The organism is Williamsia sp. Leaf354, assembly GCF_001424365.1.
In the GTDB taxonomy this organism is placed as follows: Bacteria; Actinomycetota; Actinomycetes; order Mycobacteriales; family Mycobacteriaceae; genus Williamsia_A.
The window spans coordinates 354,218-375,071 of the sequence record NZ_LMPL01000004.1; the positions used below are offsets into that span (position 1 = coordinate 354,218).

A 20,854-nucleotide genomic window follows, 5' to 3' on the forward strand; every position below is an offset into this window, starting at 1 on the left:
GTTCAGCCTAGTCGCTCGTCGGCGGGTCGCCCGCCACGGCGGCCAGGCGCACGTAGTCGGCGACGTCGAGCCGTTCACCGCGCAGCGTCGGGTCGATGTCGGCGGCGCGCAGGCGTCGCTCGGCCTCGGTGGGCGACCCGGCCCAGCCGGCCAGCGCGGCGCGCAGCGTCTTGCGTCGTTGGGCGAAGGCCGCGTCGATGACGGCGAACACCCGACGGCGGGTGACGGCGTCGGTGGGCCACGGCATCTCGCGTCGATCGACGCGCACCAGCCCCGACTCGACCTTCGGTTCGGGCCAGAACACACCCGCACCGACGGTGCCCGCGCGGCGGACGTCACCGAAGAACCGGGCCTTCACGCTGGGGACGCCGTAGATGCGTCCACCGGGTGTGGCGGCCAGCCGCTCGGCGACCTCGAGTTGCACCATCACCAGGGCGGTCCGAATCTGCGGGAGTTCGGCGAGCAGGTGCAGCAGCACCGGGACCGCCACGTTGTAGGGCAGATTCGCGACCAGCGCGGTGGGCGGCACCGGGAGATCGTCAGCCGAGACGGTCAGGGCGTCAGCACCGACGACGGTCAGACGGTCGGCCTGCGCGGGCGCGTGGTCCGCGATCGTGCGGGGCAGCGCGCCGGCGAGCACCGGATCGATCTCGACCGCGGTCACACCTCCGGCCACGGCCAACAGCGCCAGCGTCAGTGAACCCAGTCCGGGACCGACCTCGAGGACCTCGTCGTCCGGACCCACGTCGGCGCCGGCCACGATGCGTCGCACCGTGTTGGCGTCATGGACGAAGTTCTGCCCGAGGGTCTTGGTGGGACGGATCCCGAATTCGGCGGCGAGTGCGCGGATCTGGACCGGTCCGAGCAGCCGGGGAGAGTTCTGGGAGTCGCTCAGCGCAGGCCCAATTTTGCCGAGCACGACGGCCAGGCGCCCCACCCCTGGGCGGCGAGGGTCTTCTCGGCGATGGCGATCTGCTCCTCGCGGGTGGCGAGGTCGGCGCGCGGTGCGTACTCCTGGCCGCCCCAGCGGTCCCAGGTGTTCTGGTCGAACTGCACGCCGCCGTAGAAACCGTTGCCGGTGTTGATGGCCCAGTTGCCGGTCGACTCGCACTGCACCAGCTGATCCCACACCGAGCCGTTCGGGACGAACGGGGCGCCGGGCTTGGTGCCGACGTTGACCTGCGCGGCAACCGGCTGCTCGAGCTCCTGCGAACCGAGCTTGACCCGCTTGGTCTCCTTGCCGTTCACGGTGGTGACCGAGTACGTCACCTGCTGGGTGCCGGGCTTGCCGGGCACCTTCACCTCGCGCTTGTCCTTGACGAGCTCGGGGTCCGGGGTCTCCTTGTCCGGCGCGGTCAGCGGCTCGGTGGCCTCGACCTGCTCGGTCCGGATGCGGGTGACGGCGATGTTCATGTTCGCGGTGACCGCGGTGTCGGCGGCGGGGACGACGGTGTCGTCGCCGGCCAGCGGCGCACCCATGTCGGCGAGCAGCTCGCCCACGGTCTTCGCGGCGACCTCGGGGGTCGACTTCTTCGTCGCGTCGACGAGGGTGACCTTCTTGGGCAGCGTCACCGACAGGGCCGCTCCGTCGACCGGCAACGTCTCGGTCCGCGGGGCCTGCACGTCGATCGTCGGCGACGCGAGGTTCTCCTGCGCGAGAGCCTGCTCGACGGTGACCGCATTGGTCTTGACCTCGCGCTTGGCGCCGTCGACGTCGATCACGAGGGTCTTGAGGCGGTGGAAGGTGATGGTCTGGCCGTCGGCGACGCCGGCCGACGGCTTCGGGCTGACGAGGTCACCGTTGGCGGGCTCGTACCCCTGATCGGCGAGGACGTCCTCCACCGACGAACGCATCGTGGCGACGGTGACGATCTTGCCGTCGACATCGATCTTCACGGTCTTGTGCATGACCACACCCATCACGCCACCCGCGAGAAGGGTGAGGAGCAGGGCGGCGACGGCGACGCGCACCTTCGTGGAGTTCGAATCGTTGATCTTGGCTAAAAAAGACACACGTCAGTTTCTTGTCGGGGACGTCGGGTATCCGGCGAGACTCGGCAGGATCACAGAAGGATAACGGCGACCTACTGGTCTGGCAAAGCCAACCGGTAGACCCGGCGGCTGTTGTCGTAGAGGTGCGCCGCGAGGTCGGTCGCGTCGGTGCCGCGGATGTCGGCGAGTGCGCGCACGGTGTACGGCAGGACGTACGACTGGTTCGGCGCCCCGCGGAAGGGATGCGGGGTGAGGAACGGTGCGTCGGTCTCGACGAGCAGGAGTTCGTCGGGGACCACGCGAGCGGCGGCCTGCAACGACGTCGCGTTGGCGAAGCTGACGGTGCCCGAGAAGCTCAGGACGTACCCGCGTTCGACGCATTCGCGCGCGATGGCCTCGTCGCCGGAGAAGCAGTGCATGATCACCGTCTCGGGGGCGCCCTCGTCGGCGAGGACGTCGAGCAGGTCGCGGTCGGCCTCGCGGTTGTGGATCATCAGCGGTTTGCCGACCTCCTTGGCGAGGTCGATGTGCCATCGGAACGACTCGTGCTGAACGGATTTCGGCGCACAGTCGTCGGACTTGTCGAGCCAGTAGTAGTCGAGCCCTGTCTCCCCCACCGCGACGACCCGCGGATGCACGGCCATCGCGCGCAGCTCCGCGGCCGTCTCGTCGTTCAGGTCGCCGGCGTGGGTCGGGTGCAGCGCGGTCGCGGCCCAGGCGCGGTCGTCCCATTCCGCGGCAGCGACGGCCCACCGCGCGTCGACCATGTCGTCGGCCACCGTCACGACACCGCGCACCCCGACGGCCTCGGCGCGGTCGAGGATCGCCGCGACCGTTGCGGCATCGCGCCCACCACACGCGGCGAGGTGGGTGTGCGCATCGATCAACGGGCCCAGCGGCTCGGGATCGGGCGGGGCCTCCCGACGCTTCGACCGGCTCACAGGTCGACCGTCCCGGTGATGGTGGACACAGTCGCGCCACCGACCCAGATGTCGGTGCCGTCGTCGTCGACGAACACCCGCCCGGCGCGACCCATCGCGGTCCCCTGCGCCGCGACGTAGCGGGCCGGGATCTCCTCGGTGGCGCGCAGCCAGGTGGCGAAACCGGCGTTGAGGCTGCCGGTCACCGGATCCTCGGGAACGCCGTCGCCGGGGGCGAAGGCGCGCACCTCGTAGTCGGCATCGTGACCCGCGCCGCGATGGGCCCCGATGAGTCCGACCTCGTGGTCACCGAGGGCGGCGTGATCGGGCCGCACCTCGAGGACACGTTCGCCCGAGGTCAGCATCAGACCGATCCACCCGGGCCCGTTGTCGACCCAGTTCGACGCCACCACGTCGGAGGGATGGAGTCCGAGCGCGGCGCGGATCTCGGCGAGCACCTCGGCGTCCACCGGTCCCGATCGACGCAGCGGGGGCGCGGCGAACGCGAGCTGGTCGCCGTCGCGGCGGATCGTGATCAGTCCGGCGCCGCACTCCTGCACGATCACGTCCGCGTGCGGGCGGCCCCCGGACTCCAGCCAGGCGTGTGCCGACCCCAACGTCGGATGACCCGCGAACGGCAGTTCGCCGCCGGGGGTGAAGATCCGCAGCCGGTAGTCCGCGGCCGCGTCGGTCGGCGGCAGCACGAACGTCGTCTCCGAGAGGTTGGTCCAGCGCGCGAACGCGGCCATCTGGTCGTCGTCGAGGCCGCGTGCGTCGAGCACCACGGCGACGGGATTCCCGGAGATCGGACCCGATTCGAAGACGTCGACCTGAGCGAAGGAACGAGAGGTCACCATGGCTGCGAGCCTACGTTCCGCCTCCGAGCGGACCGACCCGGCCACCGACCGTGTCCGGAGCCTGTAACACCTCACCGCTCACACCGATAGTGAGAGCAAGCACGCGTTGGTACAGAAAAGTACCCATCGTCGCGGGCTGCGGCGATCGGCCGACACCGATCGAAGGCCTGAACCGAGGAGATAGCGATGAGAACGACGACGAAGCAGCGCCTGGCGGCCGTTCTGACGACAGCGGGGATCGCGGGCATGACTGTGATCGGGCAGGGAGCGGGGGCTGCGGCCGCGGACACGATCCTCGACGGCGTCAACGTCGGTGGCCGCATCGAGCAGGCCTACTTCGAGAGCGGAGGCCTGGACAAGTGGGGCGGACCGCGCAGCGAGGAACTGCGGGCCCGCAACAACGGCCGGTTCCAGGTGTTCGCCAAGGACACGGCGTTCTACTGGAACGCCGGCGTCGATTACGGGCGTGCGCACCAGATCAGCGGCGCCATCCGCGGAAAGTGGGCATCGCTGCGTTGGGAGAACGGCGCATTGGGCTACCCGGTCACCAACGAATTCGGGCAGGGACCCGCGCGGGTCAGCATCTTCCAGGGCGGCACCATCTACTGGTCGCAGAACACCGGCGCCCACCAGATCTGGGGCGGGATCCTGTCGAAGTGGCGTGCGCAGGGCGGCGTCAACTCCGCCGTCGGTCTGCCGGTCAGCGACGAGATCCGCCTGGGCAACAACACGTTCCTGCAGCGGTTCGCCAATGGGGTCATCTACTTCCCCTGATCACGCCGAGCCGATCGTCATCACGCACCCGCGTAGCGTCGGCTCACGATGACATCTGGTGACGCCCGTGACCCCGACGCCGCGACGGGGTCGGTGACGATCGATCGACTCGTCGACCCCTCCGATCCCGACCTCGTCGCACTGCTGACCGCGTGCGTCGCCGACCTCAACGAGCGCTACCCCGACTACTCCCCCGACCCGGTCGTCGCCGGCGCGGAGTACTTCGTCGCCCGAGTCGACGGCCGGGGAGTCGGCTGCGTCGGGCTCCGCGACATCGGCGGCGGCCGCGGCGAGATCAAGCGGATGTTCGTGCACGTCGACGGTCGGCGCCGCGGGATCGCGGCCCGGCTGGTCACCGCCCTCGAGGAGCGCGCGGGCGAGCGCAGTATGACCAGCGTGGTGCTCGAGACCGGCATCCGACAGCCGGAGGCCATCGCGCTGTACGTCGCCGTCGGCTACACCCCGATCGACGCGTTCGGCGAATACGCGAGCAGTCCACTGAGTCGCTGCTTCGGCAAGGCCGTGCCGAGCACACGGCACTGACCATCGCGTGTCGCCCGGTGGTCACCGCCGGTTCGCGTCGGGTTGGCCGGAGGCCGTTAGCGTCGGTGCGCATGTTCTCCCCTCGCCTCCGCGCCGCGCGACGGCGCGCGACCCTCCTCGCGGCGGTGCTCGTCACCGCGACCATCGCGTCGTCGACGGCGGGCCTCGCCGACGCCCGGCCCGGTGACCACGGACAACCCCGCCGCGCCTTCGACCTGCAGGCCCATCGCGGTGGCATCGGGCTGACGACCGAGTCCACGCTCGAGGCATTCGACACCGCGATGCGACTCGGCGTGACCACCCTCGAACTCGACACCCAGGTCACCCGCGATCTCCGGGTGGTGATCTCCCACGATCGCCAGATCTCGAGCGACAAATGCCGCGACACCGCGCCCGCGACCCCCCGCGACCCTCAGTTCCCGTACGTCGGCCGCTACATCCGCGACCTCACCCTCGCGCAGATCCGCACTCTCGACTGCGGTTACCGACAGCTGCCGCAGTTCCCGAACCAGCGACGTGTCCCCGGCGCGAAACTCCTCGAACTGCACCAGCTGTTCGCCCTCATCCGCGAGCGTCGGGCGTTCGGCGTGCGGATGAACATCGAGACGAAGGTCGAGGCCGGATCGCCCGAGCAGACCCAACCGCGCGAACTGTTCGTCGGTCGCGTCCACGACGAGATCGCCCGGTCGGGCCTCGCCCGCCAGATCAGCATCGAGAGTTTCGACTGGGGCGCACTGAAGGTCATGCACCGACTCGACCCCCGACTGCCCCTGATCGCGCTGACCAACAAGGACTTCCTCCAGGTCGGCCAACCGGGACGCTCACCGTGGCTCGGCGGTCTCGACGCCGACGACCTCGGCGGCGACCTGGTGCGCACCGCCCGCGCGATCCCCGGCATCACCGCCATCTCGCCGGTGCAGGGCACCCCGCAGGACGGCGCCATCGGCGACGCCGGCTTCCTGCCCTACCCCGACGCGCGGATGGTCGCCGACGCCCATCGCGCCGGCCTGGCGGTGATCCCCTGGACCGTCGACGACCCGGCGACGATGGCCCACTTCATCGACCTCGGTGTCGACGGCCTCATCACCGATTACCCCGACCGCCTGCGCGCGGTGCTGGCGTCGAAGGGGTTGCCGCTCCCGCGACCGGTTCGGTGAGCCGCTAGCGTCGGTCGGATGAGTCGGAACGACACCCGCACCGGAACCGCTCGCGTCGGCGACCTCGACATCTACTACGAGGACGCCGGCGACCTCGACGCCCCGCCGGTGCTGCTGATCATGGGCCTTTCCGCGCAACTCACCATGTGGCCGTCGGGGTTCTGCGAGCTGCTCGCCGCGGAGGGCCTGCGTGTCATCCGTTTCGACAACCGCGACATCGGTCTGTCGACCCACCTCGACGGTGTCCGTGTCGGCGGGTCGATGATCGCCCGGATGGTGAAGACCGAGTTGGGCATCGGCAGCTCGGTGCCCTACACCGTCCCCGACATGGCCGCCGACGCCATCGGGGTCCTCGACCATCTCGGCATCGAGCGTGCCCATGTGGTCGGGGCGTCGATGGGCGGGATGATCGCGCAGGTCGTCGGCGGGAAGTATCCCGAGCGCGTCCTGTCGCTCGCGATCCTGTTCTCCAGCACGCTGCAGGCCCTGCTCCCCCCGCCCGATCCCCGCAAGCTGCTCGCACTGATCTCGGGTCCGGGCAAGGGCGCCACCCGCGAGCAGTACATCGCCGGGTCGGCGAAGGCGATGCAGACCATCGGCAGTCCCGGGTATCCGCTGAGCGACGCTGATGCGCTGGCGATGGCCACCGAGTACCACGACCGGTCGCACAACCCGGCCGGGGTGATGCGGCAGATGACCGCGGTGATGGGCAGCGGCAGCCTGCGGCGCTACGCCCGGAAGGTCACCGCGCCGACCGTGGTCATCCACGGGAAGGCCGACGGTCTGATGCGGCCCTCGGGCGGCAAGGCCATCGCGCACGCGGTGACCGGGTCGAAGCTGGTCCTCATCGACGGCATGGGCCACGATCTGCCCGAGCCGCTGTGGCCTCAGATCACCTCGGAACTGTTCGCGAACTTCCGCCGCGCCTGAGCCCGCACGGGTCGACCGATAGGCTCTTCCCACCATGGCATCGGCAGCGAAGACACCGTTCTACATCACCACCGCGATCGCCTACCCGAACGGCGTACCGCACATCGGGCACGCCTACGAGTACATCTCGGCCGACGCGATCGCCCGGTTCAAGCGGCTCGACGGGTTCGACGTCTTCTTCCTCACCGGCACCGACGAGCACGGGCAGAAGATGCAGCAGACCGCGGCGGCGCAGGGCATCGAGACCCGAGCCCTCGCCGACCGCAATGCCGCCGCGTTCCGTGATCTGCAGCGCGCGCTCGGCAGCAGCTTCGACCGGTTCATCCGCACCACCGACGACGACCACACGACGGCGTCGCAGGCGATCTGGCAGCGGATGGCCGACAACGGCGACATCTATCTCGACACGTTCAGCGGCTGGTACTCGGTGCGCGACGAGGCCTACTACGCCGACGACGAACTGACCGTGGCGCCCGACGGCAGCCGCACGGCCACCGCGACCGGGACCCCGGTGGAGTGGACCGAGGAATCGAGCTACTTCTTCCGACTGTCGGCGTATGGGGACAAGCTCCTCGAGCTCTACGAGTCGCACCCGGAGTTCATCGGACCGCCCACGCGGCGCAACGAGATGGCGAGCTTCGTCGCGGGCGGCCTGCGTGACCTGTCGATCTCGCGCACCACGTTCGACTGGGGTGTACCGGTGCCCGGCGATCCCGACCACGTCATGTACGTGTGGGTCGACGCCCTCACCAATTACCTGACTGGCGTGGGCTTCCCGGACACCGACTCCGATGCGTTCGCCCGGTTCTGGCCCGCCGACCTGCACATCATCGGCAAGGACATCGTCCGGTTCCACTGCGTGTACTGGCCGGCGTTCCTGATGAGCGCGGGCATCGAGCTGCCGAAACGTGTGTTCGCACACGGGTTCCTGTTCAACAAGGGCGAGAAGATGTCGAAGTCGGTCGGCAACGTCGTCGATCCGTACACCCTCGTCGAGCAGTACGGCCTCGACCCGCTGCGGTACTTCCTGCTACGCGAGGTGTCGTACGGGCAGGACGGGTCCTACAGCCACGAGGCGATCGTCGCGCGCATCAACGCCGACCTGTCCAACGAGCTCGGCAACCTGGCGCAGCGGTCGCTGTCGATGATCGGCAAGAACTACGACCACACCGTGCCGACGCCCGGTGCCCTCACCGACGACGACGCCGCGCTGCTCGCCCGAGCCGACGGCCTGCTCGAGAAGGTGCGCACCGAGTTCGATTCCCAGGCACTGCATCTCGCGCTAGAGGCCCTGTGGGAGGTGCTCGCCGAGACCAACCGCTACATCTCGGCGCAGGAACCGTGGAAGCTGGTGAAGGTCGATCTCGAGCGTGCCGGAACCGTGCTGTGGGTGTGCGCCGAGGTGGTGCGCATCGTCGCGCTGCTCGCCCAGCCGGTCATGCCCGACGCCACCGGGAAGATCCTCGATCTCCTCGCCGTCGACGCCGGATCGCGCACCTTCGCCTCGATGGCCGACCGCCTCGCCGCGGGTGTCACATTGCCCGCGCCGTCGCCGGTGTTCCCGCGGTACGACACCAAGAGCTGACGTGACCCACGCGGCCGAGGACCTCGGTCCCGGGCCCGCTCCGGTCGACGTGCTCGGTCGACTCGACGACGCGACGCGGCTCGCGGGTCGGCCCGGACCCGCCGCGGTGATCGGCGACTGGCTGGGCCACGCCGCGGTGATCGCACCCTCGATCCGTCTCGACGCGGGGGTCGCGCCGCCGGATCGGCCGCGTGGGTGGTGGTTCGGCCACGTGTCGTTCCCCGACCGCGTCGCCGAGGCCGCCCTGCCCGCGGCCGTCGGAGGCGTGACCGACGGGGTGCTCGTGCACGACGGCGATCGGTGGGCCTATCGGACGATCACCGGAGCACCGTGCCCCGACTGGATTCGAACATGCCTCACCGCGATTCCCGCCGCCGATCCGCCCCGGCCGTGGACGACCTCGTGGACCGCTCCCCCACGCGAGCCGCATGACGAGGCCATCGACGCCTGCCTGGCCGCGATCAGGGCCGGTGAGGTCTACCAGGCGTGCGTCTGTACCCGCTACCGCGGCGACTTGCGCGGCGCGGCCATCGATGTGGCGCGCACCGGCATCGCGGCACTGGCCCCGCGCAAGGCGGCATTCCTCTCCGGCGCGTGGGGCTCGGTGGTGTCGTTCTCCCCGGAGACCTTCCTGCGGCGCACGGGTGAGGACGTCGTGTCGAGTCCCATCAAGGGCACCGTGCCCGCCTCGAGCGACCCGGCCGCGCTGCTCACCTCGGTCAAGGACGTCGCCGAGAACATCATGATCGTCGACCTCGTCCGCAACGACCTCGGACGCGTGGCCGTCGCGGGATCGGTGACGGTGCCGGAACTGTTGGTGACCAGGCCGGCACCGGGGGTCTGGCACCTCGTGTCCAGCGTCGCCGCCCGGGTGACCTCCGCGGTGGGCACGACACAACTGCTCGACGCGACGTTCCCGCCGGGGTCGGTGACCGGGGCACCCAAGGTGCGCGCGCGAGAGTTGCTGCGGCGATGGGAAACAGACGCCCGCGGCGTCTACTGCGGCGCGATCGGCGTCGTCGCACCCGACGGCGATCTCGATCTCAACGTCGCCATCCGCACCGTCGAGATCGCCCCGGACAACTCGATGCAGCTCGGCGTCGGCGGCGGCATCACCATCGACTCCGACCCCGATCGTGAGTGGCAGGAATGCCTCGACAAGGCCGCCAGCATCATCGGCCTGCGGCACATCGGGGGCTGACCGCCACGGTCACCGACGGGCCAACGCCGCCTGGTACAGCTCGCGTTTACCGGCGCCACCGCGCGCGGCGATCTCGGCGCACGCGTCCTTGAGACGCGCACCGTCGGCGACGAGTGCCTCCACCGCGTCGACGAGGGTCTCGAGATCGGCCACCACCGGTTGCGCGCCCTCGATCACGACGGTGATCTCTCCGCGCACGCCGTCGTGCGCCCACCGGGCGAGTTCGGCCATCGGACCGCGCCGGACCTCCTCGTAGGTCTTGGTCAGCTCCCGACACACCGCGGCGCGACGGGTCGGCCCCAGCACCTCGACGGCGTCGTCGAGGCAGTCGGCGAGCCGATGCGGGGACTCGAAGAAGACGACCGTGCGCGGCTGGTCGACCAGTTCGGCCAGCCACGACTTACGCGCGCCGGACTTGCGGGGCGCGAACCCGTCGAAGCAGAACCGCTCGACCGGCAAAGCCGACAGCGCCAGCGCAGTGGTCACCGCCGACGGTCCCGGCAGGCACGTGATGGGCAGGTCGGCCTGCGCGCACGCCAGCACCAATCGGTACCCGGGATCGCTCACCGACGGCATGCCCGCGTCGGTGACCAGCAGCACGGTGAGGCCGTTGTCGATGTCGGCGAGCAGCCCCGGGGTGCGCTGGGCCTCCACCTGGTCGTAGTAGCTGACGACGCGTCCGGTGATCTCGACGCCCAGCGCGGAGGCCAGCGACCGTGTCCGACGGGTGTCCTCGGCGGCGACCACGTCGGCGGTGTGCAGAGCGTCGCGCAACCGCTGGGAGGCGTCGCCGGGCTGACCCATCGGGGTCGCCGCCAGGATCAACACACCGCGCCCGTTTCGAGACGTCTGTCCGGTATCGGACCGTTCGTGCGCTGCGTCATCCGTCGTCGTCATCACCGCACAGCCTACGATCGAGCACGTGACCCTCGCGCCTCCGATCACCGACGCGGTCGACCGCTACGACGGCCCGACCGACGACGGTGGCGCGGCGGAAGATCTCGGCCGGCGTCCGGGGCCGTCGATCCCCGCCCCGGTGTTCGGCGCCGACGACCGCAAGCGGGGATGGATCGTCGCCGCGGTGCTGACCGGTATCGCCGCGATCACCCGGTTCTGGGGGCTGGCCAGCCCCACCGACAACGGCACCCCGGTGTTCGACGAGAAGCACTACGTGCCCCAGGCCTGGCAGGTGCTCACCGGCGGGAACTGGATCGAGGACAACCCCGCCTACGGCCTCGTGGTGCATCCGCCCGTGGGCAAGTGGCTCATCGCCGCCGGCGAGGGTCTCTTCGGTTACACCCCGCTGGGCTGGCGTTTCATGTCCGCGGTGGTCGGCATCGTCATGGTCCTCATCGTCTACCGACTCACCCGCCGCGTCGCGCGCTCCACGCTGATCGGTGCCATCGCGGGCGTGTTCATGATCGTCGACGGTGTGACGTTCGTGTCGTCGCGCGTGGGGATGCTCGACATCTTCCAGATCTTCTTCGTGCTCGGCGCGATGGCGGCGCTGGTCGCCGACCGCGATCAGATGCGCGCCCGGCTGCATCGGGTGTCGGTCGAGGGCCGCATGGCCGACTCACCGTTCGGGCCCCGGTTGGGCTTCCGCTGGTGGCGTTTCGGCGCCGCGGTGCTGCTCGGGCTCGGATGCGCCACCAAGTGGTCGGGCATCTACTTCGTGCTGTTCTTCCTGCTGCTGTCGGTCGGTTTCGACATCGCCAACCGCAGGGCGTACCACGTGCAGCGCCCCTGGCTCGGCACACTGCGTCGTGACGTGATCCCGGCCGGGTTCAGTCTCGGCGCGGTGCCGATCATGGTCTACCTTGGTAGTTTCGCGCCGTGGTTCGCCGGTGAGACGTCGGTCTACCGCTACGAGGTCGGCAACTCCGTCGGCTACGGCGGCCCGTTCTCGTGGGTGCCCGGCGCCTTCCGGTCGCTCTGGTACTACGAGGCCGGGATCCTGAAGTTCCACGAGGGACTCACCAACTCCGCGGGCAACCACCACCCGTGGGAGTCGAAGCCGTGGACGTGGCCGATGAGCCTGCGCCCCATGCTCTACGCCGTGCAGAACGGCCCCGACCGGTGTGGCGGCGGAGAGTGCATCCGCGTGCAGATGCTGATCGGTACCCCCGCCATGTGGTGGCTGGCGTTCCCGATGCTGCTCTGGGGTCTGTGGCGGTGGATCCTGCGTCGCGACTGGCGGTACGCGGTCGTCATCGTCGGCTACGGCGCGGCGTGGCTCCCCTGGTTCGCCAACCTCGACCGTCAGATGTACTTCTTCTACGCCACCGCGATGGCACCGTTCCTGATCATGGGGTTGGCGCTGTGCGTCGGTGACCTGCTCGGCGCCGACGGGCGATGGGCGAGTTTCGGCCGGGAACGCCGCATGCTGGGCGCGATCATCGCGTCGATCTACATCGGCCTGGTGATCATGAACTTCGTGTGGATGTGGCCGATCCTCACCGGATCGCCACTGTCGCTGCACATGTGGAACATGCAGATGTGGCTGCCCAGCTGGCGGTGACCCCGCCCGGCGATCAGTTCGGCAGACGCCCGCGGACGGTGTCCGTGGTGGCGAAGTCGCCGCCCACGAAGTTGCGATCGAGGCTCGTCTGTACGTCGAAGTAGCGCAGCGGCAGGTTCTTCAACCGGTTGTCGGTGACGCGGAACTCCACGCGGTTGCCGATGATGCGCGTTGGCACCTGGACGATCTGGTCCTGATCGGTGCCCACCGGGTTGACGATCAGCGGGACGGGAACCGGGGTGCCCGGGCGGACGGGGAAGCCCTTGAGCAACGGGCGTCCGATCGCCGAGATCGCGGCCACGGCCTGACCGGTGCCACCACGGACGTTGCGGGGCCCGTAGAGCAGTACCGAATAGTTGGGCCCGTAACCCCGCCCGACACCGGCTTTGGTGCGCACCACGATCGTCATGTCGAGGCGACCGGTCGCGCGGTCGTAGTCGACCGTGGTCGAGGTGACGTCGACGCTGCCGACGACCGCCTCGATAGGGGACCGCACCGTCACCGACGCCGCCGACGCGGGACCGGCGGCGGTCACCACCCCCGTCGCCGCGGCCACCCCGGCGAGCACGACGGCGGACAGACGAGCGACGGAACGACGAGCAGTGCGATGCATACAAACCCCTGAGGCAGTTCCGAACGGACGTGTCCGGAGAAGTATTGCAGTTCGCACGCCCGTGCCGAACGACATCACGCGGACTCCTCCGTCGGCCGCTCAGCCACCCAGTCGGCCGGACACCCTGTCGACGCCGAGCGGGCTGGTGACCGTCCCGTTGCCCGCGCTGGTCGCGGTGATCTCGAACGCCGTGAGCGGCAGGTTCGCCAGGCGGTCGTCGGTGGCGGTGACGACCACCGAGGCGCCGTTGTAGGAGATGCGGGCGGGCACGACGGTGTCCTGCCCCGACCCGGTACGGTCCACCGCGAGCGAACCGCGCGCAGGCACGCCGACCACGCCGGCACCGATCGACGCGCCCCGTCCGATGACCGGGCCACGCAGGGTGATGCTGTAGGCGGGACCGCCGAGCGCAGCCGGTGCCGGCGCACCACGGAGGAACACCGTGGCCGACACCCGACCCAGCGCCGGTCGATAGGCGACGCTCGCGGCGAGGATGTCGACGTACGGCGCGTTGAGCAGCGACGGCGGCGACAGCACCGTGTTCGGGGGCAGCAGCGCCGCCGAACCGGTGGTGGGCGCGGCGGCGCCGGGCGCGACGCCGACCACGACCCCCGCCGTGGCGGCGAGCGTCGCGATCGCGGCGGTCAGGCCGCGGCGGCTGATCGGGGCGCTACGGCTGGTGCGTGTCATCACGTGGTCTCCATCTGTCGCGAATGTCCGGTATCAAAAAGTACCACGAGATCGTTCGCGCGAGAAAGGACCACGTCCCCTACATCAGACGGGGTGTGCCGCCAGCCACTGCTTGGCGATGTCGGCGGGCTTGGTGCCGTCGGCGGCCTGACCGTTGAGGGTGATCAGGTCGGCGGTGGTCAGCTTGGCCGACACCGCGTTCAGGGTGGTGGTGACGGTGTCGGTCTGCTTCGACTTCTTGATGACGGGCAACACGTTCTGCGCCGAGAACAGCGACTTGTCGTCGGTCAGGGCGACCAGCTTGTTCTTGGCGATGCCCGGGTCGGTGGTGAAGAGATTCGCTGCCTGCACCTGTCCGCTGGTGAGCGCGTTCATCGTGAGGGTGCCGCCCGCGTCGAGCGGTACGAAGCTCTTGAAGGTGACGCCGTAGACGTCCTTGAGGCCGACCACACCCTGCACGCGGGTCTTGAACTCCGGCGCCGCACCCAACGCGAGTTCGCCGCCGACGGGCGCGAGGTCGGAGACCTTCGACAGCTTGTACTTCGAGGCGGTGTCCTGGGTGACGCAGATGGCGTCCTTGTCCTCGGCGGGCGAGGGCGTGAGACCGACGATGCCCTCGGGCAGCTTCTGGGTGAGCTCGGCGTCGACCGCCTGCGGGGTCGACGCCGTCGACTTCTCGTCCAGGTACTTCAGCAGCGCGCCGGTGTACTCGGGGACGAGGTCGATCGAGGAGTCCTTCAGCGCCGTGAAGTACACCTCGCGGCTGCCGATGTTGAACTGGGTCTTGACCGCGACACCCTTGGACTGCAGGGCCTGGGCGTAGATCTCACCGACGAGCTGACTCTCGGTGAAATCCGCCGACCCGATGATGATCTGCGAGCCCGACGAGCCCGACTGATCGGTGCTGCTGTTGAGCGGGTCGCCACCACACGCCGAGACGGTCATGACGGTCGCGGCGGCGATGGCGGCCGCGACCAGGGTGGTCTTCTTCATGGGGTTCTCCTCGGTGTGGTGACGCTGGGGTGGACGTAGTGAGACGGGTGCGCGGGCGAGGGGTCAGGTGCCCGGTGCCGCCACCGGGATCGCCGGCGAGGGGCGCGAACGGGTCGTCGAGGCCTCGGAGCGTCGCAGACCGGGCGAGATCGTGTATCGACCGATCAGGGCGAACAACACCTCGAACGCTATCGCGAGGACCGCGACGAGGATGGCGCCTGCGGTCATCTTCGTGAAATCGGCCTCGGCGCGCCCGTCGAGGATGAACCGACCGAGACCCTGCAGACCGACGTAGGCCGCGACGGTGGCGGTCGAGACGATCTGGAGTGTCGCGCTGCGGATCCCGGACAGCATCAGCGGCAGAGCACACGGCAACTGGACGCGGACCAGGATCTGGGCGCGGGTGTAGCCCATCGCCCGCGCGGCGCCCACCGCGCCCGAGTCGGCGTTCTGGATGCCCGCGTACGTGCCGGCGAGAATCGGTGGCACGCCGAGCAGAACGAGCACCGCGGTCGTCGGGATCAGGTAGACCGCCTGTCCGCTGACACTCGAGGAGATGAGCAGGAACAGCAGGACCAGCGCACCGAGGGTGGGCAGGGCGCGCAGGGCGTTGGCCGACCCCACCACGAGTCCTCCGCCGCGACCGGTGTAGCCGACGAACATCCCGAGCGGCACGGCGATCACCAGCGAGATGCCCAGTGCGAGCAGGGTGTAGACGAGATGATGGCCGATCTGGGCCGGCACGCCGTCGGGTCCGGTCCAGTGGGAGCTGTCGGCGAACCAGCCGGGAACGTTCACGAGGTCACGACCCGTTCACGCCAGGGGGTGGCGATGCGGTTCGCGACCTGGATCGCCACGTCGAAGATCACCGCGAGCACCACACACATCACCACGCCCGACACCAGTGGGCCGTAGAGCTGCAGTTGAAGGCCCTGGGTGAACAACGACCCGAGCTGCGAGATGCCCAGCAGCGCGGCGAGGGTCACGATCGACACGTTCGACACGACCGCGACCCGGAGTCCGGCGCTGATCACGGGCACCGCCACCGGAAGCTCCACCAGGAACAGGATCTGCCACGTGCGGTACCCCATGGCGCGCGCCGCGAGAACGGTCTCCACGGGCACTGACGCCAGCCCGTCGGCGACGACGCGCACGAGCAGTGCGACGGTGTAGATCGTCAGCGCCAGAACGACATTGATGGGATCGAGGATCTTCGTGCCGATGATCGGCGGCAGGAAGATGAACAGCGCCAGCGACGGCACCGTGTAGAACAGGCCCGCGACACCGACGATCGGGGTGTAGCTGCGGCGCGAGCGATACGCCCACCAGCCCAGCGGCAGGGCGATCAGCAGACCGATGGCGGTGGGTATCAGCGTCAGCCAGATATGGCTGACCGTCAGCGACCACACCAACCCGTAGTTGTCACCGACCCAGTCGAGGATCTTGCTCACGCCGCACCCTCGCTCGCCCGCGCCCGGCGGATCGCCGCCAGCACATCGGTGTCGGTCACCGAACCGACGAGGACACCGTCGTCGTCGACGATCACGCAACGGCCCGCCGGACTCGACAGCGCCGAGTTGAGCAGTTCGCGCAGCGGGCTGTCGGCGCGCGCGACCGTGCCGGCGAGGTTGATGTCGTGCGACTCCACCGCGCGGGTCCCGACCGCCGAGGCGTCGACCCACCCGACCGGTCGGCCCTCGGCACCGACGGCCAGGGCCCAGCGGCCGTCGATCTCACCGACGGGTTCGCCGAGGGTGACCGTCGGCTCGGTCTGCGGGATGAGCTCGTCGTCGCCGAACCGGAAGCCGAGTGAGCGGTATCCCCGTGTGCTGCCGACGAAGTCGGCGACGAACGCGTCAGCAGGCGCCTCGAGCAGTTCGGCCGGTGTGGCGACCTGGGCCAGCCGGCCACCCTGACGCAGTACCGCGACGCGGTCACCGAGTTTGAGCGCCTCGTCGATGTCGTGGGTGACCAGGATGATGGTCTTCGAGATGTCGGCCTGCAGACGCAGGAACTCGTCCTGCAGCTGCGCCCGCACGATGGGGTCGACGGCGCTGAAGGGCTCGTCCATCAGCAGGAACGGAGGATCGGTCGCGAGCGCTCGGGCGACACCGACACGCTGTTGCTGTCCACCGGAGAGCTGCCAGGGGTACCGCTTGGCGAACGTCGCGTCGAGCCCGACGCGTTCGAGCAGATCCATGGCCGCGGCACGGGTCTGCTTCTTGCCACCCCCGAGCAGTCGCGGCAGCGCGGCGACGTTGTCGACCACGGTGCGGTGCGGGAAGAGACCGGCGTTCTGGATGACGTACCCGATGCGGCGACGCAGCGTGACCGCGTCGATCGACGCGGTGTCGGTGCCGTCGAGGGTGATGCGACCCTCGGTCGGGTCGATCAGGCGATTGACCATCCGCATCGTCGTGGTCTTGCCACATCCCGACGGCCCGACCAGGACCGTGATCTCACCGTTCGGGGCGGTCAGATCGAGACCGTCGACCGCGACCGTCCCGTCGGGATACGTCTTCGAGACCCGCTCGAACTCGATCATGGTCGTCCTTCGTCACTGTCGGTCTCCGGCTCCCAGAAGATGGGAACCTACCGACCGTATAACGTCAGACCTTCTCCTCGCGCACAAGCGAGGTGTCCACGGGCAGATCGTCCGACGGCAACACGTCGTTGGTGTCGTCGGTGGCGGCGATCGTGTTGGCGTGGACGCGCAGCTTGTCCTCGAGTCCGTCGCTGCGGTGCTTCTCGGCGAGGATCAGCGGGTCGCGGCGCAGGTCCTTGTACAGCGACACGCACATCACGATCATCACGATCACGAACGGCAGCGCCGCGATGATCGCCATCGTCTTGATGCCCTGCAACGCGTCGTCGCCGCTCACCCAGAGCAGCAGTGCGGCAACGGCGCCGGTCAGCACACCCCAGAAGACGGTCACCCCCTTGGAAGGTTCGGCGCGTCCGCGTTCGGACAGCGTCGCCATCACCAGCGACGCCGAGTCGGCGCCGGAGACGAAGAAGATCGCGACGAGGACCATGACGAGGACCGAGGCGATGCCCGCCCACGGCAGGTTGCCGAGCATGTCGAACAGCTGCGACTCCTCGTTCGGGCTGTCCGCCAAACCCTTTCCGTTCATCTGCTGACTGATGGCCGTGCCACCGAAGATCGCGAACCACACCAGCGACACCGTCGACGGCACCACCATGACGCCCACCACGAACTGGCGGATGGTGCGACCCCGACTGATCTTGGCCAGGAACATGCCGACGAACGGCGTCCACGAGACCCACCAGGCCCAGTAGAAGATCGTCCAGTCCGACAGCCACTGCTGCCCGGCGGCGTCGGTGTTGGCGCTGGTGCGCGCGGCGTCGGCGGTGATCTCACGGGCGTAGCTGCCCAGCGAGGTGGGGATGACGTTGAGGATGAACACGGTCGGGCCGACGACGAAGATGAACAGCGCCAACACGATCGCGAGCACCATGTTGATGTTCGACAGCCACTGGATGCCCTTGGCGACACCGGAGACCGCGGAGGCGACGAACGCCGCGGTCAGGACCGCGATGATGCCGACCAGCAACAGCTTTCCGCTCTCGCCCGCCCAGTTGAGCTCCTCGAAACCCGAACCGATCTGTGCCGCACCGAGGCCCAGCGAGGCGACCGTGCCGAAGAGCGTCGCGAAGATCGCGAGGATGTCGATGACCTTGCCGCCCCACCCGTTCGCGCGGTGGCCGAGCAGGGGCGCGAACACCGCGCTCATGAGCTGGCCGCGGCCGCATCGGTAGGTGCTGTAGGCGATCGCGAGTCCGACGACGGCGTACATCGCCCAGGGGTGGAAACCCCAGTGGAACATGGTGGTGGCCATGGCGACACCCACGTTCTGCCCCTCGGTCCCGGGGGGCGCGGTGCTGAAGTGGGTGAGCGGCTCGTAGGCGCCGTAGAACATGAGACCGATGCCCATGCCGGCGCTGAACATCATCGCGATCCAACTGACGGTGCGGAACTCGGGCTTCTCACCATCGCGGCCGAGGGGGATCTTGCCGTACTTGCTGGCCGCCAGGAAGATCGCGAACAGCACGAACCCGGTGGCCGAGAGGATGAACATCCAGCCGAGGTTGTCGGTGATCCAGTCGAGGATGGTGCGGGTGACGTCCTTGAGGCTCGTCTTGTCCACGATGCCCCACACCAGGAACGCCACCACCAGCGCCGCGGTCACCCCGAAGACCACGAAATCGACCCGCATCCGGCCGCCCTCGCCCGCGTGTGGATCGGGCGCCACCTGCGTCGATGCGGGGTGGGTCGCCGTCGGCGAGGCGTCACCGTGGGCGTCGGGAGAGTGCGTACCGGTCGAAACAGCCATAACCCACTGTCGCAGCACAACGGCAGATCGGACAAACGAACCGCAGAAATGGACACCCACCCGTAACACCGGGGGTGCCGCGGTCACGTTCGGGTCTGCGCGAACGGCCCGATCAGTCGGTGTCCAGGGCTGTGCGCAACATCGATGCGATCGCCTCGTCGTCGACACCGAGCGCACGCAGGGCAGCCACATGGGAGACGGTGAGACGTTGCGCACGCTGTGTCGCCGAATCCGACCGCGCCCTGATGAAGGATCCGTTGCGGCCTCGCGTCTCGATGACCCCCGCCGACTCGAGTTCGCGGTAGGCCCTCGCGACGGTGTTCGGCGCGATCGAGAGTTGCTCGGCCATCGCGCGCACCGTGGGCAGGCGGGTGCCCACCAGCAGACCACCGGATCCGACCAGCTCGATGATCCGCATCCGCACCTGCTCGTAGGGTGCGACCGGCGACCCCGGGTCGATCGTGATCTTCATCGGGCCGTTCCCCTCGCGGTCACAACGGATCCCGGGCGACCGGACACGACATGCAGCGCGGACCGCCTCGCCCCGAACCGAGTTCGCTGCCACTGATGGTGAGCACCTCGATCCCGGAATCGCGCAGGCGCCGGTTGGTCTCGACGTTGCGGTCGTAGGCGACGACGACACCCGGCGAGAGCGCGAGGGTGTTGTTGCCGTCGTCCCACTGTTCGCGTTCGGCGGTCACCGCGTCGAGTCCGGTGTCGATCACGCGCAGCTTCTCGATGCCCATGGCCTCGGCCGCGGCGGTGACGAACGGCGCGGGCCCGGTGACGCTGGGGTGCTCGCCGCGTCCGCCGGTGCGCCGGATGGTGAAGGCCGACAACGTGTCCTGGATGGCGGGGTACATCACCACGGCGTCGACGTCGACCATGGTGCACACGGTGTCGAGGTGCATCGACGCGCGGCGCTGCTCGATCGGCACCGCGAGCACCGTGTGAGCGAGCTCGTCGTCGAACAGGCTGCGCGCCAACGCCTCCGCTCCGGCGGGGGTGGTGCGCTCCCCCACCCCGACGGCCACGACACCGGGCGCGAGCAACAAGACGTCACCACCCTCGACCGGCGCGCTGTGCGATTCGTAGGCCCGACGGGCGCCACGGAAGCGAGGGTGGTGGGCGTAGATGAGATCGGTCAGCGAGGTCTCGCGGCTACGCGCGGGCAACGCGAGACTGGTGATGGCGAACCGCGCGCCGATCCAGAACGAACTGTCGCGCGTGAACAGCAGATTGGGCAGCGGGTCGATCGCGAACTCGACGCCGTGGTGCATCCGCCGCACCAGCGACGACCGCGCCGCCGCCGGGCTCTCGGGGAGTTCGTCGAAGGTCATCCCCGCGGTCAGCACCGACGCGAGATCGTGTGGGGCCAGGGTCCGCAGGTGTCCGGTGAGTTCGTCGGCCAGATGGTGTCCGAGCCGGCGCGCGCTGACCGCGGCGGCGATCCCCTGCATGCGAGCGGCGCCGCTGCGTTCGATCGTCTCGACCAGGAGGTCGCCGAGCAGCAACACCTCGACCCCGCGCTCGCGGAGCACCTCGGCGAACCCGTCGTGCTCCTCCTGGGCCCGGTCGACCCACGGCAGTCCGTCGAACAGCAGTTGGTCGCTGTTGCGGGGGGTGAGGCGGCGCAGTTCGTCACCGGGGCGGTGCAGCATCACCGTCCGGAGCCTGCCCACCTCCGAATCAGACCCCAGCGCGTTGTCCATGGGATCACGGT

At 69.2% G+C, this 20,854-nt stretch carries 21 protein-coding genes; 7 read left to right on the plus strand and 14 right to left on the minus strand.

Features of this window, described 5'->3' with window-relative positions; all coding sequences use genetic code 11:
• Window positions 1-7: 7 nt before the first annotated feature.
• The 4 genes from rsmA to ASG12_RS16155 form a co-directional block, all read right to left on the minus strand.
• Window positions 8-928 carry a 16S rRNA (adenine(1518)-N(6)/adenine(1519)-N(6))-dimethyltransferase RsmA gene (gene rsmA, locus ASG12_RS16140; protein WP_055792212.1) on the minus strand — a complete coding sequence of 307 codons (921 nt, stop codon included), beginning with the start codon at window positions 926-928 and terminating at the stop codon, window positions 8-10.
• The gene (locus tag ASG12_RS16145) at window positions 892-2,013 is read right to left on the minus strand and encodes a resuscitation-promoting factor (RefSeq protein WP_235457170.1); all 1,122 of its coding nucleotides are present in this window, start codon (window positions 2,011-2,013) and stop codon (window positions 892-894) included. The genes rsmA and ASG12_RS16145 overlap by 37 nt, the downstream gene beginning before the upstream one ends.
• 71 nt (window positions 2,014-2,084) lie before the next feature.
• Entirely contained in the window at window positions 2,085-2,933 is an 849-nt protein-coding gene (locus ASG12_RS16150; protein ID WP_235457172.1) for a TatD family hydrolase, read from the minus strand.
• Complete coding sequence (locus tag ASG12_RS16155) at window positions 2,930-3,769, minus strand: PhzF family phenazine biosynthesis protein (protein WP_055791748.1); 840 nt, start codon at window positions 3,767-3,769, stop codon at window positions 2,930-2,932. The genes ASG12_RS16150 and ASG12_RS16155 overlap by 4 nt, the downstream gene beginning before the upstream one ends.
• Before the next feature lie 186 nt (window positions 3,770-3,955).
• Here ASG12_RS16155 and ASG12_RS16160 point away from each other — a divergent pair, with 186 nt between their 5' ends.
• From ASG12_RS16160 to ASG12_RS16185, 6 genes are all read left to right on the plus strand, one after another.
• The gene (locus tag ASG12_RS16160) at window positions 3,956-4,543 is read left to right on the plus strand and encodes an LGFP repeat-containing protein (RefSeq protein WP_082502064.1); all 588 of its coding nucleotides are present in this window, start codon (window positions 3,956-3,958) and stop codon (window positions 4,541-4,543) included.
• A gap of 48 nt (window positions 4,544-4,591) precedes the next feature.
• Window positions 4,592-5,086: a GNAT family N-acetyltransferase gene (locus tag ASG12_RS16165; RefSeq protein ID WP_055791754.1), complete on the plus strand. Its 495-nt coding sequence runs from the start codon at window positions 4,592-4,594 to the stop codon at window positions 5,084-5,086.
• Between the two features lie 71 nt (window positions 5,087-5,157).
• Window positions 5,158-6,243, plus strand: coding sequence for a glycerophosphodiester phosphodiesterase family protein (locus ASG12_RS16170; protein ID WP_055791757.1), 1,086 nt, complete (start codon window positions 5,158-5,160; stop codon window positions 6,241-6,243).
• Between the two features lie 18 nt (window positions 6,244-6,261).
• Entirely contained in the window at window positions 6,262-7,173 is a 912-nt protein-coding gene (locus ASG12_RS16175; RefSeq protein ID WP_055791759.1) for an alpha/beta fold hydrolase, read from the plus strand.
• 34 nt (window positions 7,174-7,207) lie between these two features.
• Window positions 7,208-8,758 carry a methionine--tRNA ligase gene (gene metG, locus ASG12_RS16180; protein WP_055791763.1) on the plus strand — a complete coding sequence of 517 codons (1,551 nt, stop codon included), beginning with the start codon at window positions 7,208-7,210 and terminating at the stop codon, window positions 8,756-8,758.
• 1 nt (window position 8,759) lies between these two features.
• On the plus strand, window positions 8,760-9,959 hold the full coding sequence (locus ASG12_RS16185) for an aminodeoxychorismate synthase component I (protein ID WP_082502065.1): 1,200 nt from the start codon (window positions 8,760-8,762) through the stop codon (window positions 9,957-9,959).
• 9 nt (window positions 9,960-9,968) lie between these two features.
• Here ASG12_RS16185 and rsmI read toward each other — a convergent pair whose 3' ends face one another.
• Window positions 9,969-10,856, minus strand: coding sequence for a 16S rRNA (cytidine(1402)-2'-O)-methyltransferase (gene rsmI, locus ASG12_RS16190; RefSeq protein ID WP_055791765.1), 888 nt, complete (start codon window positions 10,854-10,856; stop codon window positions 9,969-9,971).
• Between the two features lie 127 nt (window positions 10,857-10,983).
• Between rsmI and ASG12_RS16195 the strand changes: the two genes are divergently transcribed.
• Window positions 10,984-12,480 (plus strand): dolichyl-phosphate-mannose--protein mannosyltransferase, encoded by a 1,497-nt coding sequence (locus ASG12_RS16195; RefSeq protein WP_443089105.1) that lies wholly within the window; start codon window positions 10,984-10,986, stop codon window positions 12,478-12,480.
• 13 nt (window positions 12,481-12,493) lie between these two features.
• Here the strand turns inward: ASG12_RS16195 and ASG12_RS16200 are convergent, their stop codons facing one another.
• The 9 genes from ASG12_RS16200 to arcA form a co-directional block, all read right to left on the minus strand.
• Window positions 12,494-13,093 carry a hypothetical protein gene (locus ASG12_RS16200; RefSeq protein WP_156378140.1) on the minus strand — a complete coding sequence of 200 codons (600 nt, stop codon included), beginning with the start codon at window positions 13,091-13,093 and terminating at the stop codon, window positions 12,494-12,496.
• 99 nt (window positions 13,094-13,192) lie between these two features.
• A complete protein-coding gene (locus ASG12_RS16205) occupies window positions 13,193-13,783 on the minus strand; it encodes a hypothetical protein (RefSeq protein ID WP_055791771.1) in 591 nt (196 codons plus the stop codon).
• A gap of 84 nt (window positions 13,784-13,867) precedes the next feature.
• Window positions 13,868-14,776 carry an ABC transporter substrate-binding protein gene (locus ASG12_RS16210; RefSeq protein ID WP_055791775.1) on the minus strand — a complete coding sequence of 303 codons (909 nt, stop codon included), beginning with the start codon at window positions 14,774-14,776 and terminating at the stop codon, window positions 13,868-13,870.
• A 63-nt stretch (window positions 14,777-14,839) separates the two neighbouring features.
• On the minus strand, window positions 14,840-15,574 hold the full coding sequence (locus ASG12_RS16215) for an ABC transporter permease (RefSeq protein WP_055791778.1): 735 nt from the start codon (window positions 15,572-15,574) through the stop codon (window positions 14,840-14,842).
• Window positions 15,571-16,227, minus strand: coding sequence for an ABC transporter permease (locus ASG12_RS16220; protein ID WP_235457174.1), 657 nt, complete (start codon window positions 16,225-16,227; stop codon window positions 15,571-15,573). Before ASG12_RS16220 ends, ASG12_RS16215 begins: the two co-directional genes overlap by 4 nt.
• On the minus strand, window positions 16,224-17,321 hold the full coding sequence (locus ASG12_RS16225; RefSeq protein WP_055791780.1) for an ATP-binding cassette domain-containing protein: 1,098 nt from the start codon (window positions 17,319-17,321) through the stop codon (window positions 16,224-16,226). The genes ASG12_RS16220 and ASG12_RS16225 overlap by 4 nt, the downstream gene beginning before the upstream one ends.
• 64 nt (window positions 17,322-17,385) lie before the next feature.
• Window positions 17,386-19,014: a BCCT family transporter gene (locus ASG12_RS16230; RefSeq protein ID WP_045822222.1), complete on the minus strand. Its 1,629-nt coding sequence runs from the start codon at window positions 19,012-19,014 to the stop codon at window positions 17,386-17,388.
• 229 nt (window positions 19,015-19,243) lie between these two features.
• Entirely contained in the window at window positions 19,244-19,603 is a 360-nt protein-coding gene (locus ASG12_RS16235; RefSeq protein WP_055791783.1) for a GntR family transcriptional regulator, read from the minus strand.
• Between the two features lie 19 nt (window positions 19,604-19,622).
• Window positions 19,623-20,843 carry an arginine deiminase gene (gene arcA, locus ASG12_RS16240; protein ID WP_055792227.1) on the minus strand — a complete coding sequence of 407 codons (1,221 nt, stop codon included), beginning with the start codon at window positions 20,841-20,843 and terminating at the stop codon, window positions 19,623-19,625.
• Between the last annotated feature and the right edge of the window lie 11 nt (window positions 20,844-20,854).